Annotated in this window: 12 protein-coding genes, 1 tRNA gene and 1 pseudogene; 6 read left to right on the top strand and 8 right to left on the bottom strand. The window is 44.6% G+C overall.

What is annotated here, in order from left to right:
* Nucleotides 1-103, top strand: a pseudogene (locus HQR03_RS14460) (IS30 family transposase); the annotation flags it as partial.
* On the opposite strand, the gene HQR03_RS12560 reads toward HQR03_RS14460, so the two are convergent.
* Together HQR03_RS12560 and HQR03_RS12555 are read right to left on the bottom strand one after the other, a co-directional pair.
* The gene (locus HQR03_RS12560) at nucleotides 72-1,199 is read right to left on the bottom strand and encodes a tyrosine-type recombinase/integrase (protein ID WP_173240371.1); all 1,128 of its coding nucleotides are present in this window, start codon (nucleotides 1,197-1,199) and stop codon (nucleotides 72-74) included. The pseudogene HQR03_RS14460 and the gene HQR03_RS12560 overlap by 32 nt on opposite strands.
* Nucleotides 1,200-1,482: 283 nt before the next feature.
* Nucleotides 1,483-1,573: transfer RNA gene (locus HQR03_RS12555), tRNA-Ser, on the bottom strand.
* 249 nt (nucleotides 1,574-1,822) lie between these two features.
* Here HQR03_RS12555 and HQR03_RS12550 point away from each other — a divergent pair.
* The 3 genes from HQR03_RS12550 (at nucleotide 1,823) to HQR03_RS12540 (ending at nucleotide 3,641) form a co-directional block, all read left to right on the top strand.
* Nucleotides 1,823-2,659 (top strand): DNA/RNA non-specific endonuclease, encoded by an 837-nt coding sequence (locus tag HQR03_RS12550; protein WP_227502404.1) that lies wholly within the window; start codon nucleotides 1,823-1,825, stop codon nucleotides 2,657-2,659.
* A gap of 74 nt (nucleotides 2,660-2,733) precedes the next feature.
* Nucleotides 2,734-2,997, top strand: coding sequence for a hypothetical protein (locus HQR03_RS12545; protein WP_173240369.1), 264 nt, complete (start codon nucleotides 2,734-2,736; stop codon nucleotides 2,995-2,997).
* A 260-nt stretch (nucleotides 2,998-3,257) separates the two neighbouring features.
* Nucleotides 3,258-3,641 carry a DUF2147 domain-containing protein gene (locus HQR03_RS12540; RefSeq protein ID WP_025651454.1) on the top strand — a complete coding sequence of 128 codons (384 nt, stop codon included), beginning with the start codon at nucleotides 3,258-3,260 and terminating at the stop codon, nucleotides 3,639-3,641.
* Nucleotides 3,642-3,790: 149 nt separating this feature from the next.
* Here the strand turns inward: HQR03_RS12540 and HQR03_RS12535 are convergent, their stop codons facing one another.
* The 4 genes from HQR03_RS12535 to HQR03_RS12520 all read right to left on the bottom strand — a co-directional run bounded on the left by HQR03_RS12535 (nucleotide 3,791) and on the right by HQR03_RS12520 (nucleotide 8,385).
* Nucleotides 3,791-5,053, bottom strand: a complete 1,263-nt coding sequence (locus tag HQR03_RS12535) for an ammonium transporter (protein ID WP_025651453.1) — start codon at nucleotides 5,051-5,053, stop codon at nucleotides 3,791-3,793.
* A 77-nt stretch (nucleotides 5,054-5,130) separates the two neighbouring features.
* Nucleotides 5,131-5,469 (bottom strand): P-II family nitrogen regulator, encoded by a 339-nt coding sequence (locus HQR03_RS12530; RefSeq protein WP_010197981.1) that lies wholly within the window; start codon nucleotides 5,467-5,469, stop codon nucleotides 5,131-5,133.
* 399 nt (nucleotides 5,470-5,868) lie between these two features.
* Nucleotides 5,869-6,723 (bottom strand): universal stress protein, encoded by an 855-nt coding sequence (locus HQR03_RS12525; protein WP_025651452.1) that lies wholly within the window; start codon nucleotides 6,721-6,723, stop codon nucleotides 5,869-5,871.
* 162 nt (nucleotides 6,724-6,885) lie between these two features.
* Nucleotides 6,886-8,385, bottom strand: a complete 1,500-nt coding sequence (locus tag HQR03_RS12520) for a SulP family inorganic anion transporter (protein ID WP_173240368.1) — start codon at nucleotides 8,383-8,385, stop codon at nucleotides 6,886-6,888.
* Between the two features lie 656 nt (nucleotides 8,386-9,041).
* Between HQR03_RS12520 and murD the strand changes: the two genes are divergently transcribed.
* Both murD and ftsW read left to right on the top strand, forming a co-directional pair.
* The gene (murD, locus tag HQR03_RS12515) at nucleotides 9,042-10,457 is read left to right on the top strand and encodes a UDP-N-acetylmuramoyl-L-alanine--D-glutamate ligase (RefSeq protein ID WP_173240367.1); all 1,416 of its coding nucleotides are present in this window, start codon (nucleotides 9,042-9,044) and stop codon (nucleotides 10,455-10,457) included.
* A 343-nt stretch (nucleotides 10,458-10,800) separates the two neighbouring features.
* Nucleotides 10,801-11,997, top strand: coding sequence for a putative lipid II flippase FtsW (gene ftsW / locus HQR03_RS12510; protein ID WP_173240366.1), 1,197 nt, complete (start codon nucleotides 10,801-10,803; stop codon nucleotides 11,995-11,997).
* An 89-nt stretch (nucleotides 11,998-12,086) separates the two neighbouring features.
* On the opposite strand, the gene gluQRS is transcribed toward ftsW, so the two are convergent.
* Nucleotides 12,087-13,070, bottom strand: a complete 984-nt coding sequence (gluQRS, locus tag HQR03_RS12505) for a tRNA glutamyl-Q(34) synthetase GluQRS (protein WP_173240365.1) — start codon at nucleotides 13,068-13,070, stop codon at nucleotides 12,087-12,089.
* A 410-nt stretch (nucleotides 13,071-13,480) separates the two neighbouring features.
* Complete coding sequence (gene dksA, locus HQR03_RS12500) at nucleotides 13,481-13,921, bottom strand: RNA polymerase-binding protein DksA (protein ID WP_173240364.1); 441 nt, start codon at nucleotides 13,919-13,921, stop codon at nucleotides 13,481-13,483.
* Nucleotides 13,922-14,134 lie beyond the last annotated feature (213 nt).

Below are 14,134 nucleotides of genomic sequence, written 5' to 3'. Positions count from 1 at the left end.
GTCGATTGAAGACAGTTTAAATAATCGACCTAGAAAGGTGCTAGGGTTTAGAACACCTCTTGAGGTAAAATCTAGCTTCGGGTGCGTTGCACTTCAATGTTGAATCCAAGATGTGCCATCTGCTTTTCAATTGCATCGCCCATATAGCCAAGCTCGTTTAGGTTGGTTGAAGCGATGTGCCGAAAGCCGTGACCTGTCTGTTTGCCAGCGTACCCTAAAATATCAAGCGCATTATTAATAAACTCTTCACTATACGGCTGATGTATGCCCGTGTGATAGAACACGTATTCATATTGCCCTGTGATAGGTTTCATTTCCTCTAGCACTGCGAGCATCTGATCTGACAGTGGAACCACATGCTTACGGGAAACCTTAAGGTTATCGATATCAACACGCCATAGACGGTTCGCAAAATCGATGTGTGACCACTTCATCATACGTAGCTCAATGGTGCGAAAAAATGAATAAGCTAAAAACTTCATACCCAAGCGAGTCTGATCGTGACCATGATAACCCTCGATAGCTTGTAGTAGGGCAGGGAGCTCATTAATATCTACATGTTTCATGTGCTGACTTTTGGCTTTAGGATAGAGTTCCTTTAAATCATCGATTGGGTTTTGGTCGATGATGCGCTCACGCTTGGCACGCCTTAGGATATTAGCAACCAAATCGATAGTACGTCTAGTCACTTCACGTGGCGGCTCACCGTCTTTGTTCACACGACTTTCTATCTCATCAGCCATTGAGTGGCAATCTTCAAAGCTTACATTCTTTAGCGCAATGCCGTCAAAGTGGGTCAACACGTCTTTATGCATACGGTTATAGTCTTGCTGATAGGTACGCGGCTTGACGTTACGTTTACGCTCAGCCAGCCAATCTAATGCGTAGTCATTGAACTTTTGCGCGTGGATATTAGCGAGCTTATCTTGACGTTTTTTGTTTTTTGGATCGATACCATCAGCGAGTAATGCTTTGATCTCAGTATTGGCTTGCCTGGCCTCAGACAACGACATCATGGGGTAAGTGCCAAGGGTCATACGTGTTTGCTTACCATCGAATCGATAAGCGCTTATCCATGTCTTTGTGCCTGTACTTCGTACCAAAAGCTGTAGCCCTTGCTGATCACTGTATTTGTCAGGACGTGAAGGTGTGCATTTCTCACTTGGTTTGAGCTTACGTATCTTACTATCGCTTAACATGTTGGTCTACTTCCTATGCCTACGAGCTATATGTTTAAAGCGTTAAGACGATTATGCTGGTCTAAGGCATATAAAAATAGATCGAATGTTGGTCTAATTGAGGGGTATATAAATAATAGACCAACAGATAGACCAACACAAGCCACAGGATAGGTGGGTTACGTTGGGGTGAATTGGGAAAACAGCAGGCATAAAAAAAACGCTAGACGCGTTATTTATAAAGGGTTTAATTGGTATATGGGTGGAATTGGGGCAAGTTGGGAAAACTAGGAATTTCTAAGATTGGCGGTGACGGAGAGATTCGAACTCTCGATACGCTATGAACGTATACACACTTTCCAGGCGTGCGGTTTCAGCCACTCACCCACGTCACCGTTTTGATATAGCAGACAGTTTTGATTGATTATTATTGAAACGAAAAATAATCAGTTGTCCGTACATTTTAGACCGCCTAGTATAGCGGATAGCATTTAAAATGTCACGGTTTACGCCTTATCTTTCTTTATTGTTGGCTGCCTGCTAGGATAGCGCATACGTAATAACAAGCACAGATGGTTGAAAGTTGAATGATAAGTTTTGCTAGGCTTAAATGCAGCCTTAAAAATAGCGCAATAGTGACAGTAATGGCTGTCGTGGTCGGTATTACTTCAGCGCAGGCCGATGACTTTACCCAGTGTAGCCAATCTTTTTATGGTGGTATTTATCCCGAATTTACCAATACAAAGCTCAGCAATAACACCCAAGCATTATGCATGGACGGTTTTGCCACTATGTATTCGGGCGTTTCGCGTACACCGCTGTGGTCAGCTGAGCATCTGACGCGCAAGCGCTTAAATCAAGCCAAAGAAATCGATCGTGAAGACAGCTTTCATGAAGAGAGTCGACTACCAAAATCCGCACGTGCCTCGCTGTCTGATTATTCAGGCTCTGGCTATGATCGTGGCCATATCGCCCCTAATGCCAATATGGCCACGCGCAGCCAACAGTATGATAGTTTTAGTCTCGCCAATATTGCCCCACAATCTCCACGCAATAACCGCTATATTTGGCGTAATATAGAGTCGGCGACCCGCTATTTGACCCAGCAATACGGTGAGGTTTATACCGTTACCGGTGTGGCGTTCACGAATAAAAAAACCAAGCAGCTTGCTGACCGTGTACTCGTACCCAGTCATTTTTTTAAAGCGGTTTATATTCCCGCAACCAATCAAGCAGGGGTGTACTATGCGCCAAATGATGAATCAGAGCGTATAGAGATTATAAGTATTGACCAATTAACTGCCAAAACAGGCATCGATGTCCTACCAGTGCTCGATTCTCAAACCAAAGCAGAGGCGTTTGATCTGCCACTAAAGGCTGGTGAAAGTTCGGATTTGCCCGATGTATCTGCTGAAGAACCTGCTTGGATGCTATTTGTCTGGGCAATTCTCGAATGGTTAATTGCCCAATTACAGGCATAACTCCTTTAAATGTAACTAAAAGTGTACGCTATTGAAAAATCACGTAAGATGCTGTTAATAGAAAGGAGACTCAAATGATTGAACCATTTGCTAATAATCACCAAAGTATGCAAATCGGTGAGCTAGTCATCGAAAATCAAAAAGATAAAATTATTATCTATGGTGATATTGATTTGACGCTTGATAGCGCTGGATATGAGCAAGCACAACGCTTACACGAGCTGACGACTACGATTCTGCAAGCTTTTGAAAGTAATGTTGAATACAACAATAATGACGGCAAGTCAAAAGAAAAAGATGACCAATTGGACAAAAATATAGACAATCCTTTCTTGTAACTGTTTGATATAGTTCTTTTTTTATAGAAATAATAAACTATAAAAAAATTACTAGGCAAAAGCTTAAAATTGCTTATAATGGGTCAAGACATCGCTTATGTCGTTTAAGTTTTTAATGAACAGCTTATTTACCATTGCATTCAACCACTATCAAATAGTAGTTAACTGTAAAGCTCGGAATAAAGATTTTAGCGAAGGATAAGCATAGGAGATCAGAAACATAACGTTTCGAGTAATCATTGTATGAAGGGAGTCAGTCTATGAAATTATTTACAAAAACCACTTTAGCAGTTGCAGGTATCGGTATAGCAAGCATGGCATTCGCCGCTGATCCTTTAGCCAATACCACTTGGCAGACTTATGATGAAGGCAAGCCAAAAGGCACAGTAAAAATCACTGAGTCAAATGGCGTGTTGACAGGTAAGCTCATTGCTACCAACTCAGCCAAAGGTCAAAAACACGTTGGTACAACTATTATCAAAGGCCTCAAAGCTGACGGTGGTGGTAAGTATAGTGGCGGTACGATTACAGATCCTGAAAAAGGTAAAGATTACCGTATGACTGCACAACTGAGTGGCAGTACATTGAAGCTAAAAGGTTATATCGGTCCATTCTCACGCAGTCAAGAATGGAAAAAGAAATAAGCTAGGGTGAATCAAACTAGGTTATTACTTGCTTTATAAAAAGTTAACTTATAAATAGAAAACCCATTTATAAAGCACAAAAAAATCCCGCATTACCGAAAGGTGTTGCGGGATTTTTTATGCTTTAATTTTATGCAAATACTAACTGATTATCTGACGAACTCTGGATATGCTTCCATACCGCATTCGGCGATATCGCCACCTTCATATTCATCTTCTTCCGAGATACGCAGACCCATCACTACTTTAATGATTGACCAAACGATCAGGCTGGCAATAAATACCCAAGCAAAGATAGTAGCTGCACCCGCAACTTGACCAACGAAAGTAGTCGCTGGATTGGTAATAGGAACAATCAGTAGACCGAATAGCCCAACCACGCCGTGCACCGAAATAGCACCGACTGGATCATCAATTTTCATTTTATCTAAAGCAAGAATGGCTAAGACAACGATGACGCCTGCAATTAGACCAAACAGTGTTGCTTGTAGCGCAGAGGGTGTAGAGGGTTCTGCAGTAATGGCAACCAAACCTGCCAATGCACCATTGAGGAGCATGGTCAAATCAGCCTTGCCAAAGATAAGTCGCGCTACTAATAAGGCACCTATCGCTCCGCCTGCTGCGGCAGCATTGGTATTCAAGAACACCATGGCGACAGAGTTGGCACTGGCGATATCGCCGAGCTTGAGGACAGAACCACCGTTAAAGCCGAACCAGCCCATCCATAAGATAAGGGTTCCAAGTGCTGCTAATGGCAGATTGGCACCAGGAATAGCACGTATTTCACCTTTAGGACCGTATTTGCCTTTACGAGCGCCCAATAGCAAGACACCAGCCAATGCCGCCGCAGCGCCTGCTAAATGTACGATACCAGAGCCAGCAAAATCAGAAAAGCCTAAATCACCTAAGCTAAATAGACCAAAGACGTCTTTGCCACCCCATGTCCAGCTGCCTTCAACAGGGTAGATCACACCTGTCATGACCACCGCAAATAGCAGAAAAGCCCATAGCTTCATGCGCTCAGCGACCGCGCCTGAGACGATAGACATACAGGTTGCGACGAATACCACTTGAAAGAAAAAGTCAGAGGCTGCCGAATAGACGGAATCACCGCCAAAGCCATTTTCTGCTGAGGCTGCTAAAGCGTCTGCTACCAAGGTCTCACCGCCTGCAATACCGCTCAAAAACAGATTGCCATCATACATAATGGCATAGCCGCAGATCATATACATGGTACAAGCAGTGGCAAATAGCGCGATATTTTTGGTTAAAATCTCGACCGTGTTTTTTGAGCGCACCAGTCCGGCTTCCAGCATCGTGAAGCCCGCTGCCATCCACATGACCAGCGCCCCACACATTAAAAAGTAAAACGTATCAAGTGCGTACTGGAGCTCAAAGATTTGATTTTGCATGTTAATTCCCCCTTGAATATATGCAATATAGATATCGGTATGTCCTATAAATCTGTGTTTATAGGTGGATCTGCGCGTTAGATAGCGTCAGGACCCGTCTCTCCCGTACGAATACGAATGACTTGCTCAAGAGCGGTCACGAATATTTTACCGTCACCAATTTTGCCGGTGCTAGCGATGCGAGTGATGGCTTCGATAGCAGGTTCAACCATCTCATCGATAACGGCCACTTCAACTTTCACTTTAGGTAAAAAGTCCACCACGTATTCTGCGCCGCGATAGAGCTCAGTATGACCTTTTTGACGACCGAAACCTTTGACTTCGGTGACGGTGACACCTTTGACACCGATGTCAGAAAGCGCTTCACGTACATCATCGAGCTTAAACGGTTTTAAGATCGCAGTGATTAACTTCATAAAAAATTCCTTATATGGGTGATGTCGCAGGTTGATATAGACATTGCGGTGCATCGTATGACTGTCGTGCTTACCTTAAGTCATTCAAGAACTGTGCCAAACCTACTCAAGGGGGTAGGTAGGATTCGGCTGATAGGTTCAAAAGTGGCTTAGATATTGACAATAAATACGGCTTATAGGACAACGATAACGAGCATCATTATCAGCATAAGCAGAGTAGATCAACCTTTAACGTTGCAGTAACGAAAACTTTATTATAACCAACTTTTTAAGCGCTTGGGGAGGCTATCACTTTATTTCATGTGATGATTTGATAAAAGTGTATCGCGAATAAGTAGAGAGTAAAAGTAGGTGGGAGGGGCAGAGACGGATACTCTGCCCGCAAATGGCACGTTGGGGTTATGCTTTAGGGAAGAGTAGGTATGGGGTCTTAGTGCTGCCTAGTAGCTTTTTGGTGTCACTGCCTTTAAGCAGTTCATGCAAACGAGATTGACCAAAAGCACCTGTCATTAGCAGACCAATATTATGCTCATTTTGATAATAATTTAAGGCGGCTGTCACATCACGGCAGTCTAGTAATGCTTTTTTAGACTTAATACCGGCTTGCTTCAGACGGGCATAAGCTTCACGTAGTGCATCGCAGTTTTCTGAGTTGTCTTTACCGACCATGACGATATGAATGGTTAGTGCGCGAACGAGTGGCGTTTTACATAGCCAATTAAGCAGCTTATGAGAAGTGGCTGAGTTGTCGAAAGCAAATAAAGCGGTCGTAGGGGGCAAAAATGGTGCATGAGTCACCAAAATGGGGCAGTGGCTTAAGCGAATAAGCTGACTCAACGTTGCTTTGCAGGTCACATGATGACCAATAACAATCAATTGCGCCTTGTTATCGACATAATCGATACTCTCATTGAGATTTTCGTGGCGATGCAGCGTATAAGTCTTTAGTTTTTGGCGCTGCTGCTCGCAATAGGTAGTGGCTTGATGCAGCAACAGCTTGCCTTGGGCTTTTAGCTCACAGTTACTCAAATGCTCTTTGGTGGTAAATTGATCCAATAAAGCGCTTTCGTCATCGATATTGAGGCAGCCAGAATAATCGACTGCTGCTTTTTGCTGCAAGCTTGGTACTGAATGCAACAGACCGATAGGAGCCTGCAAACGAGGGGCTGCCCACATGCTCGCCTCTAATACGGCTTGTACATGATCCGGACAGTCTAAGCAGGCAATCACGCTATCTGGCTTTAAGTTACTCATAAGGCCACCACATCATCTTATAATTAAAATACCGTCAAGCGGGTCAATGTATTTGTGATGACCCTAACGCTTGAGCTGGTATGCCAATATAATGGTTTATTTACAAACCATGAATTAACGTCCGTTCAATAACGCAGACGCAGTGTTTGGTCATCTAATTCCTTAATCCAACAAGCCAATATCTCGGCGATCGTGGATAGAGAAACGGTCAATCAAGGTACGGCTTGCACTGTTGAGTCCTACCACTTTGACATCAATCCCTTCACGTTGCAAGCGCATGACCAGCTTGTCCAAGGTGTCTACGGCACTGACGTCCCAAAAATGCGCTTGGCTGACATCGATATGGATGCTGTCCAAGGCTTCTTTGGTATCAAAGCTATGCAAGAACTGCGTCGTTGAGGCAAAGAATACTTGGCCTTGGACGTAGTAATAACGAGTATTGCTACTGTCGTCATACTCACTAAATATCGTTAAGAATTGTCCAATCTTATTGGCAAACGCTAGCGCCGATAACAGCACGCCGACACCCACGCCATACGCTAGATTATGCGTAAAGACCGTGGTCAAAACGGTCGCTAGCATGACAATGTTAAACGACATCGGATGGGTCTTAAACTCGCGAATAGATTGCCAATCAAAAGTACCGATAGAGACCATAATCATCACAGCGACCAGCGCTGCCATCGGTATCAGACTGACCCATTCACTTAAAAACACCACCATAATGAGCAGTACCACACCCGCCATCAAGGTAGACAGACGCGTACGTCCGCCTGATTTGATGTTAATCATTGACTGACCAATCATCGCACAACCTGCCATACCACCGAAGAATCCTGATACCACGTTGGCAATACCTTGACCACGACACTCGCGGTTTTTATCGCTTGGCGTATCGGTTAACTCATCCACAATCGTCGCCGTCATCATTGATTCTAATAACCCAACGATGGCCAGCGCGATAGAGTAAGGCGCAATGATTAAGAGCGTCGTTAAATTTAGTGGAATATCTGGCAGCAAAAACACTGGTAGAGAATCGGGCAAATCACCCATACTCCCAACGTTACGAATATCGAGATTCATATACATCGCGACTGCGGTTAAGCCGACAATACAAATGAGTGGTGAAGGAATCACGCGACCGATTTTTGGAATGAGTGGAAACAGATAGATAATCGCCAAGCCCGCTGCGGTCATGATATAAACGGTCATCCCGACACGCTCAGTCATCGGGTTGAGCTCGGGGAGCTGCGCGGCAAAGATCAAAATCGCTAGCGCATTGACAAAGCCAATGACCACCGAGCGCGAGACAAAGCGCATCAGGTTGCCAAGCTTTAGAATACCCATAACGACCTGAATGGCCCCGCACAGTAAGGTGGCGGCCAGCAGGTATTGCAGGCCATGATCGGCCACCAAATCCACCATCACTAGCGCCATCGCCCCTGTCGCTGCCGAAATCATACCGGGACGACCGCCGACGAAACTAATCACCACGGCGATACAGAATGAGGCATACAAACCGACTTTTGGGTCGACGCCTGCGATAATAGAAAAAGCAATGGCTTCTGGAATCAGGGCCAGTGCTACCACCAAACCTGATAAAACGTCACCGCGAACATTGGAAAACCACTCGTCACGTAAGCTATCAAAAAAAGATGTCATAAGTAAACTGCATAGAGTTAAAGGCAAAAAAAGTAATCATTACTCAGTGATAAAATGATCGCGTTGTTATAAGTCGTTATAATCAGTGCTATTAAACGTTTTTGTATGCTGCGGTTGCGCCATTATTTGCGGATGATGGTGTAGCAACGCGCTCATCGATTTATTGACGGGTATCGCTAATACGCTCACCAATAGCCAATACGATGACAATGCCTAAAATATAAGGCCTAAAATATAGTGTATTAAAATACAGTGTCTAAAATAAAGTATAAGAGCCGCCATGGGGCAACGCGGTAGAAGGAGATAAATAATCTATCAGACAAAAGCGCATAAGTAGATCGCAGCTAGGGTCTGCCACCTCATGACCGCGATATGAATCGTTGCGGAAGAAGCGTGACAATAGCGCGATAAATGTGACAACATGCTAAACTAAAATACTTAGCTAAAACCCTCAGCCCAAATATCTGTTTAGACTGATATTATAGCATTAGCTAGTCAATATAAAAACAGCCGCATAATAGCACAAAGTCATAAAAAACCAGTACCGAAATCTGAACGATACCGTTATGATGATCTTCATTTTAATAGCATCATGCAGACGGCTAAACCACGCGCGTGCTTGATGCCATTTTGTTCGTCCAATAAGAGGAAGAGATATGACCACCCTTAACGCAACAGAAACCTTACTTCATAAGGGCAGTGGTCTACAAGTTGTGGTCGGTTTGGGACAGTCAGGGCTGTCAGTCGCGAACTATCTTACCAAGCAAGGCTACCGTGTGGCAGTCACTGATAATCAGTCGCAGCCTGCCTTAGCCGACCAGTTGCCAGCAGCCGTTGATATTCGTCAATTTGGGGCTATAGATGCAGAATTGCTGCAGCAAGCGGCACGGATTATTATTAGCCCAGGCATTTCTTTGGATACCGATGCGGTTGCCGCTGCCCGTCGCGCCAATATTCCAGTGGTCAGCGATATTCAGCTGTTCTGCGAAGCCTGTACCGTACCGATCGTTGCTATTACTGGCTCTAATGCCAAAAGCACGGTGACGACTTTGGTCGGACAGATGGCGGCAGATGCCGGTGTCAATGTGGGCGTCGGGGGTAATATCGGCGTGCCAGCTCTTACTCTTCTTGCCAACCCTAATATGCAATTGGCGGTGCTTGAACTATCCAGCTTCCAGTTAGAGACGGTGAGCAATTTGGGAGCGCAAGTGGCAACCGTTCTTAATATGTCGCCCGATCACCTAGATCGCCATGGGGATATGCTTGGTTACCATCAGGCCAAGCATCGTATCTTTCAAGGTGCCAAATCGGTGGTAATCAATCGAGAAGATGCGCTGACTCGTCCGTTAGTGGCTGACAATTTGCCACGGCTGAGCACGGGTATCCATGCTCCTGATAAAGGTCACTATGGCCTCATCACCGATCCAGAGAGACAGATTTATCTTGCACGCGGGACCGAGCGCTTACTATCAGCGGACAAACTGCCAATTAAAGGTCGTCATAATCTGTTGAATGCACAAGCGGCTTTGGCGCTGGGTGAGCTTGCTGGCTTACCGCTGGATAGCATGCTAAATACCTTGCAGCAGTTCACAGGTCTCGAGCATCGCTGCCAATATGTCGCTACTGCGGCGGGTATTGATTATTTTAACGATTCAAAAGGCACCAATATTGGCTCGACCATGGCCGCTATCGAAGGGTTAGGTGCGGTCTATGCACCAAAAGACGGCAAGCTGTTGTTAATCTTAGGTGGGCAGGGTAAAGGTCAACAATTTGGTGAATTGACGCCCTTTATCAATCAATATGTCAGCCAAGTGCTGTTTATTGGTGAGGATGCCAAGCAGATTGAGCAGCATCTACGCGCGGCTAAATTAAGCGATGAAGTGGCGCTGCATCAATGCCAGACCTTAGAAAATGCGTTTGCCACTATTCAGCAAGTCACTATAAGCAGCTTGTCACAAGTGCAAGCCGTGTTATTATCGCCAGCCTGTGCCAGCTTTGATCAATTTAGTGGTTACGCCGCTCGTGGTGAGCATTTTAGCCAGCTGGTCAGCCAGTTAGAGAAAGGCATTTAAATAGCATAAGCCAAATATTTGGCAACTACATAGCCCTACGGACACCGCAGCGAATAACCAATCGCATTTTGTTGATAAATGATTGTTTTGCTTATAGATTACTGCTACTGTCAATAATAATCAGTCAGGCAAGTTGTCGATTTTATTATTCAGTTGATAATAAGTCGATGATTCTAGGATAGACGGCAAGATAGTCTGCGTTTTTCCAGTATTAATTTATTAATGAGCTGTTTTCTAGTATAAGTGGCTGTTATGGTCCGTGCGGTACGATCTACTTTATATTTTTTATACGGTGGCGTTGCATAAACGCCGTGTTTTTTCGTTTGTTAGTGTATATAAAATTATGGCCCTCTCCTCTCTTTTTCGTTCGTCTCCCTCATCGCAGCAAGCTTCTGGCTCAGATGGCATTCTTTCTATGCCATCAGCGCGAGCAATTTTAATATCGAGTGTCGGCTGTATGCTGGTGCTCAGTCTGCTGATGGTTGCTTCTGCCTCTATTCCCTTCGCGCTCAGTCGCGGCATGACAGAGCTGCATTTTTTTAGAAATCAACTGCTCTATATGGGAATTGGCCTAATCGCCGCTGCTTTTCCTTATTACTTGGTGTCCCTACGAACCTTATATAAGACGGAAACCCAGTTTATCCTGTTAGCGATTACCGGAGCCTTGCTGTTTTTAACTTTGTTTGGCACACCGATTAATGGCTCTAAGCGCTGGTTAAATTTAGGATTTTTGAACTTTCAGGTCGCAGAATTGGCCAAACTGGTCATGATTGTATTCGTATCTGACTTTGTCGTGCGCCGATCTTTTGAGGTTCGTAATGGCTGGGATGGCTTTTTACGGATATTTTTAGTGGTCGGCATGATTACGCTATTACTGTTATTGCAGCCAGACTTTGGCTCTTTGGTCGTCATTGTGGGTACTGTTTTTGCGATATTTTATATCGCTGGCGCACCTTACAAGCAGTTCTTGGCATTGGGCGGCTTGGTGGCTGGGTTAGCAGTACTGGCAGTGACGTTGGTACAGTATCGCTTGGTACGTGTGATGTCGTTTTTGGATCCCTTTGACGATGTGCAAGATACCGATTATCAGCTCGCGCGCAGTTTGATTGCCTTTGGTCGTGGTCAGTTTACTGGCGTTGGTTATGGTGAAAGTGTACAAAAACTGTCGCATTTACCTGAGGCGCATACGGATTTTTTATTAGCGATTACGGGTGAAGAGTTGGGTTTTGTGGGGGTCGCGATGGTGTTGCTGCTTGAGGCGCTCATCATCGGTAGCGCAATGCGAATCAGTTATAACGCGCTCAAGCGTCGCCAGATGCGTATGAGCTATACCGCCTTTGGTATCGGTGTGGTCTTTATCGCGCAGACAATTATTAATGCGGCGATGAATATGGGTGCCATTCCGACTAAGGGTTTGACCATGCCATTTTTTAGTTACGGCGGTTCATCTATGCTCATCAGCTTAGTAATGATTGCCTTGCTGCTAAAGATTTATAAAGAAAGCCCTGAGATCGAAAAAAGCCAGTGCCGTTATTATTAGTCGCTTTGATAATTAGTAAGCCTAAAAAGCTTTGATAGATAGGTATTAATATGTAGAAAAGCGTCGCTAGCAGCGGCGCTTTTTGTTTTTTAATAATGAGGCAGATTAAGCACGCTTTTGCCCTGTAGCGGGGTATGATCCCACTGCGCAATTGCTTGCGTTAGCATACGGGCTGGCGTATCTGTATCGACCGCTGGCTGTTGCAACAGTTGCAAAGCGTCGGCGATCAGCTTACTTGGATCGCGAGTATCAATCGGTTGTGCAAGGTTCTGCTTGGAGAGCTTTTGTCCATCAGGATTGCATATCAAGGGCAGATGATACCAGTGATCGATAGCCGGTAAATTAGCTGCCTGCATGATACTAATCTGAGCCGTGGTCATGGGTAAAATGTCCAATCCACGCATAATATGAGTGACTTGTTGTAGCCCGTCATCGAGGCTGGCGGCTAAGATATAATTGATCATGCCGTCGTTGCGGCGCACCACCATATCCCCTAAGGTCTGTTGTGGATTGTCCCACTGCAAGCCCTGAATACCATCATTAAAGCCAATGCTATAGTCTGGCAGTTGTATGCGCAGCTTGTGTTGCTGACGATCGAGATTGGCATTGAGGCAGCAGCGTGGGTAGCGTTGTCTATTGGGTAGCAGTTGCTTAATATCCGTAGCATTCAAATCTGCTGGTAGAGGCTCTAGGTTTTGAGTCGTCGAAGATGGCTGTGCTTGCTGATACCAGTAGCGCTCCAAGTCCTTACGTGAGCACTGACAGCCATAAGTTAGTGGTAGCAGGACTGATGATAAATAGTCGTTATAGATATCAATACGCTCAGACTGATAAATGACATCTCCATCCCACTGTAGCCCGAGCACTTCTAGATCTATAAGAATCTGCTCAGTGAACTGTCTGTCACAGCGTTCCGTATCAGTATCTTCGATACGCAGCAGCCATTTACCACCGAGCGACTTGATATGGCAAAAGCTGGCAAGCGCAGTGGTCAAGGAGCCAAGATGCAGCTCACCCGTGGGTGAAGGCGCAAAGCGGCCGATAGGAGGGGGTAGTGGTTGCTGATGGGGCATATGAATACGAGTCGTTTGCAAAGTAGAAAGTAGGGGTTATCAAGGTAATTACTCATCAAAGCAGTAGAATGTAGCTATAGTCAGTGAAAAGTAATATCGAACCATCACGCACTGCTAATATTAATTCTTCTGGCTTGCTGTGCTTTTGCAGACAGAGGCGATAAAAAATTGATATCAGCAATAGCGTCGCGTCTTTAGGATATTTTGACTATAGAATTAAGATATTTCGACTATAGAATAAAGAAGAATAGAGTAAAAAGATATTTATTAAATGGGCTTATTTTGTCAGCAAATTAAAAAAGCTATCTATAGAACGGAATTTATAAAACGCAACGAGCGACCAATAAATGGTCGCTCGTTATTATAGAGCCTGTCAGCACGCATTTATCTGCACTGACATAAGGGCGTGTTTAGGTATGACCTTGGTTTTGACGCTCTTTGATCTCTGATAACGTCTTGCAGTCGATACATTGGGTTGCCGTTGGGCGAGCCTCAAGACGGCGCAAGCCAATCTCTACCCCGCAAGTTTCACAAAAACCATAGTCATCGTTTTCAATTTCTGCCATAGACTTATCGATTTTGCGAATGAGTTTACGCTCACGGTCACGCGTACGTAACGTCAAGGCAAACTCTTCTTCTTGAGTCGCGCGGTCGTTGATATCTGGCATGGCGCTAGACTCATCTTGGATATAAGTCTTGGTGCGATCTGCTTCGCCAATCAGTTGCTGCTTCCAATCCAACAAAATAGCCTTAAAATGCTCTAACTGCGCATCAGACATATACTCTTCGTCTTTGGCAGGCACATAAGGAGTAAACTTAACATCACTCGGATTCGTGGTCACGGTGCTCATATGGGTATCCTACTTTTTCAAATTAATTCAATAAAACGACATATCAAAAGACAAGACGTTATAAGTTTAACAAACGCGATAAGTTGTCCCTTTATAAAACGTTTTACCACTTGGTAACACAAGTAACACAGCTGAACTCATCGTACGGTTATATTGATATGTTTATATCAATGGTCAGGTATATTGTTATGCATATTTTTATTTAAATGGCTG

The sequence above is a fragment of the Psychrobacter okhotskensis genome (assembly GCF_013248965.1).
In the GTDB taxonomy this organism is placed as follows: domain Bacteria; phylum Pseudomonadota; class Gammaproteobacteria; order Pseudomonadales; family Moraxellaceae; genus Psychrobacter; species Psychrobacter okhotskensis.
The sequence above is the reverse complement of the archived record's forward strand: the minus strand, read 5'-3'. Positions and strand labels throughout refer to the sequence as shown.